Source organism: Pseudomonas sp. NPDC089534 (genome assembly GCF_044749305.1).
In the GTDB taxonomy this organism is placed as follows: domain Bacteria; phylum Pseudomonadota; class Gammaproteobacteria; order Pseudomonadales; family Pseudomonadaceae; genus Aquipseudomonas; species Aquipseudomonas ekonensis.
On the sequence record NZ_JBIVHR010000180.1, the window covers coordinates 1 to 4298 of the forward strand.

4 protein-coding genes and 1 pseudogene are annotated in these 4298 nt (G+C 63.2%); all 5 read right to left on the reverse strand.

The annotated features are described in order from the left end of the window. Positions 1–704, reverse strand: a 704-nt coding sequence (locus ACIP0B_RS28025) for a protein phosphatase CheZ (protein WP_400838363.1), incomplete at its 3' end; no start/stop codon positions are given. 18 nt (positions 705–722) lie between these two features. Further along, a complete protein-coding gene (locus tag ACIP0B_RS28030) occupies positions 723–1094 on the reverse strand; it encodes a chemotaxis response regulator CheY (RefSeq protein WP_085577793.1) in 372 nt (123 codons plus the stop codon). A gap of 169 nt (positions 1095–1263) precedes the next feature. Beyond that, a complete protein-coding gene (gene fliA, locus ACIP0B_RS28035) occupies positions 1264–2004 on the reverse strand; it encodes an RNA polymerase sigma factor FliA (protein WP_400838366.1) in 741 nt (246 codons plus the stop codon). Then, positions 2001–2831 carry a flagellar synthesis regulator FleN gene (gene fleN, locus ACIP0B_RS28040; RefSeq protein WP_003222917.1) on the reverse strand — a complete coding sequence of 277 codons (831 nt, stop codon included), beginning with the start codon at positions 2829–2831 and terminating at the stop codon, positions 2001–2003. Before fleN ends, fliA begins: the two co-directional genes overlap by 4 nt. A 113-nt stretch (positions 2832–2944) precedes the next feature. Beyond that, positions 2945–4276, reverse strand: a pseudogene (flhF, locus tag ACIP0B_RS28045) (flagellar biosynthesis protein FlhF); the annotation flags it as partial. Positions 4277–4298 lie beyond the last annotated feature (22 nt).

Sequence of the window (4298 nt, forward strand, 5' to 3'; positions counted from 1 at the left end):
CCTTCACCCTGCGAGAGATGTTTTTGCGGATCTTTTTCGGCATGCATCGCCGCACGGTCATGTGCGATGCCCGCAAAGCGGTCCACCTGGCTGGCCATGAGCACGAGCTTGAGCAGATTGCTTTCGACTTCGGTGACCAATTGGGTCACGCGCTTGATCACCTGACCGGTCAGGTCCTGGTAGTCCTGGGCCAGCAGGATGTCGTTCAGGTTGCCCGACACCGCACGGCTGTCCGCGCTGCTGCGCGCCAGAAAACCGTCGACCCGGCGTGCCAGATCGCGGAACTCTTCGGCCCCGACCTCGCGACGCATGAACCGGCTCCAGTCGGCGCTCAGCGCCTGGGCTTCGTCAGCGAGCGCGTTGACCACCGGCGTTGCGCTCTCCACCAGATCCATGGTGCGGTTGGCGGCGTTCTCGGTCAGCTTGACCACATAGCCAAGGCGCTCGGTCGCATCGGTGATCTGCGACACCTCTTCGGCCTGGGGCATGTGCGGATCGATATGGAAATTGACGATCGCACTGTGCAGCTCGCGCGTGAGCTTGCCCACTTCCTGGTACAGGCCGCGGTCACGGGTCTGATTGAGCTCATGGATCAGTTGCACGGCCTCGCCGAACTTGCCCTTTTCAAGGCTGTCGACCAATTCGACCGCGTGTTTTTTCAGCGTCGACTCGAAGTCGCCCTGTGAAGACTCTTTATGCTCCATAGCTCCCCCGCGCGTTCATCAGCCGATGCGTTCGAAAATCTTCTCGATCTTTTCTTTCAGCGCCTGGGCCGTGAATGGTTTGACCACGTAGCCGTTGACGCCGGCCTGGGCCGCTTCGATGATCTGCTCACGCTTGGCTTCCGCCGTCACCATCAGGACCGGCAGGTGCTTGAGGCGCTCGTCGGCGCGCACCTTGCGCAGCAAGTCGATGCCGGTCATGCCGGGCATGTTCCAGTCGGTGACCAGAAAATCGAAGTGCCCGCTTTCCAGCATCGGCAACGCGGTGTTGCCGTCGTCGGCCTCGGCGGTGTTGGTGAACCCCAGGTCACGCAGCAGGTTCTTGATGATCCGCCGCATCGTTGAGAAATCGTCAACGATGAGGATTTTCATGTCTTTGTTCAATTCGACCTCCAAGCAGTCTTAAACGCGCCCGGCAACGGGACGCGCCATTTCATTCAATCCGGCAAGGCACTCTCGATGACTGTCTGGAGCACAACGGATCGAGACCGGTGCCGCTCACCACCGCACCAGCCTCGTTCGCAGTGTCCCCACACTGCCTTCAGCGCGCTCGCCACTCCCCCAAACGCCCCCGCAAACGGGCCGCGCACTGGCTGTGCAACTGGCTGACCCGCGATTCGCTGACGCCAAGGACCTCACCGATTTCCTTGAGGTTCAGCTCCTCGTCGTAGTACAGCGCCAACACCAGTCGCTCGCGCTCCGGCAAATTGGCAATCGCGTCCGCCAGCGCCGCCTGGAAAAGTTCGTCTTCCAGATCGCGCGACGGCTCAAGATGAGCACTGGCGCCATCCTCATGCAGCCCTTCGTGTTCGCCGTCCTGCAACAGGTCGTCGAAACTGAACAGCCGGCTGCCCAGGGTGTCGTTCAAAATCCCGTAGTAATCGTCGAGACTCAATTGGAGTTCGGCCGCAACCTCGTGATCTTTAGCGTCACGGCCGGTTTTAGCTTCAATCGCGCGAATCGCGTCGCTGACCATGCGGGTGTTTCGGTGGACCGAGCGCGGCGCCCAGTCCCCTTTGCGCACCTCGTCGAGCATCGCGCCGCGGATCCGGATGCCCGCGTAGGTCTCGAAACTGGCGCCCTTGCTGGCGTCGTATTTGTTCGAGACCTCCAAGAGACCGATCATCCCGGCCTGGATCAGATCCTCGACCTGCACGCTGGCCGGAAGACGCGCCAGCAAGTGGTAGGCGATGCGCTTGACCAGCGGCGCATAGCGCTCGATCAGCTCGTACTGCGCATCACGCGCCGACTTCTTGTACAGATTCATACCGCTGGCGGTCATAGCACAGGCCCTGCCGTTTGCTGCACGAGGCGCTCGACGAAAAACTCAAGGTGGCCGCGCGGGTTGGCGGGCAGCGGCCAGGTGTCGACCTTCTGTGCGATCGCCTTGAACGCCAGGGCGCACTTGGAACGCGGAAAGGCTTCATAGACCGCACGCTGCTTCTGCACTGCCTTGCGCACGCTTTCGTCGTAGGGCACCGCGCCGACGTATTGTAGGGCGACGTCCAGGAAGCGATCCGTGACCTTGGTCAACTTGGCGAAGAGGTTGCGCCCTTCCTGCGGGCTCTGGGCCATGTTGGCCAGGACGCGGAAGCGGTTCATGCCGTAGTCGCGGTTGAGCAGCTTGATCAGCGCGTAGGCGTCGGTGATGGAGGTCGGCTCGTCGCAGACCACCAGCAGCACTTCCTGGGCGGCGCGCACGAAACTGACCACCGAGTCACCGATGCCCGCAGCGGTGTCGATCACCAGCACGTCGAGGTTGTCGCCGATGTCGCTGAAGGCCTGGATCAGGCCGGCATGCTGGGCCGGACTCAGGTGCACCATGCTCTGGGTGCCCGACGCGGCCGGCACGATGCGGATCCCGCCAGGGCCCTGCAACAGCACGTCACGCAGTTCGCAGCGGCCTTCGATCACGTCGGCCAGGGTGCGTTTGGGCGTGAGGCCCAGCAGAACGTCGACGTTCGCCAGACCCAGGTCGGCGTCCAGCAGCATGACCCGGCGGCCAAGCTCTGCGAGCGCAAGGGACAAGTTCACTGACACGTTAGTCTTGCCGACGCCACCTTTGCCGCCGGTCACCGCGATCACCTGTACGGGATGCATGCTGCCCATGTTATTTCTTTACCTTGTCTTGCATAGACGGAGGCCACATTACTGGCTGCGCGTTCACAACCGGAACAATGCGTGGCAGGCCATCGATGTAGGTACAAAAACTGTTCATTACCTCAGCCGACCTGCTTGGTCGGGCTGTGGTAGATATCAGCGAACATGTCGGCCATGGCTTCTTCGCTGGGTTCTTCCTGCATTTGCACGCTGACGGCGCGGCTGACCAGTTGGTGACGGCGCGGCAGATGCAGGTCATCCGGGATCCGCGGGCCGTCGGTCAGGTAGGCGACCGGCAGTTCGTGGCTGATCGCCAGGCTCAGCACTTCGCCGAGGCTGGCCGTCTCATCCAGTTTAGTCAGGATGCAACCGGCGAGCCCGCAACGCTTGTAACTGTGATAAGCGGCGGTTAGAACCTGTTTCTGGCTGGTGGTTGCCAGGACCAGATAATTTTTCGACCGAATGCCACGGCCGGCCAGGCTTTCCAGCTGCATGCGCAGCGCCGGATCGCTGGCCTGCAGGCCGGCGGTGTCGATCAGCACGACGCGCTTGCGCAGCAGCGGATCCAGCGCCTGCACCAGGGACTGGCCCGGATCGACGTGGGTCACCGACACATTGAGGATGCGGCCGAGGGTTTTGAGCTGCTCCTGGGCGCCGATGCGGAAACTGTCCATGCTCACCAGCGCGATGTTCTGCGCGCCGTACTTGAGCACGTAGCGCGCCGCAAGCTTGGCCAAGGTGGTGGTCTTGCCCATGCCGGCCGGGCCGACCATGGCGATCACCCCGCCCTCCTCCAGCGGCTCGACGTCCGGGATGGCGATCATCCGCGCCAGGTGCGCCAGCAGCATGCGCCAGGCCTGACGCGGCTCGTCGATGTCGGTGATCATCGCCAGCAGGTCGCGCGACAGCGGGCCCGACAGGCCGATGCGCTGCAGGCGGCGGTACAGGTTGGCCTGGGCCGGACGGTTGCCCTGCAACTGGTTCCACGCCAGGGTGCCGAGCTGGACTTCCATCAGCTCGCGCAGGCTGTTGAGCTCCGAACGCATCGAATCGAGGGCGCGCGGATCGACACCGGCCGGGGCTGGCGCTGGGGCCGGCGCAGGACGGGCCGGCGCAGCGTAGGCAGGCTCCGACAGCGGTTCGGCGGCGGTCAGCGGCAGGCCGGCGGTCAACGGCAGCCCGGCGAACAGCTGACGGTTGGTGTTGCCGTCGGCTTCGCCGCGCAGGCTCAGTTCGGCCTGGGCGGTGACGATGCGCGACTGGGTCTTGCGCAGCTCGTCTTCGAGTTCCATGTTCGGCACGCGCGGGGCCAGCGCCGACAGTTTGTAATCCAGCGCCGCGGTCAGCTCGACCCCGCCGGCGATGCGGCGGTTGCCGATGATGGCGGCATCAGCGCCCAGCTCATCACGAACTAGCTTATTTGCCTGACGCATATCTGCTGCTAAAAATAGTTTTTATTGCTTATTCCTTTTCATT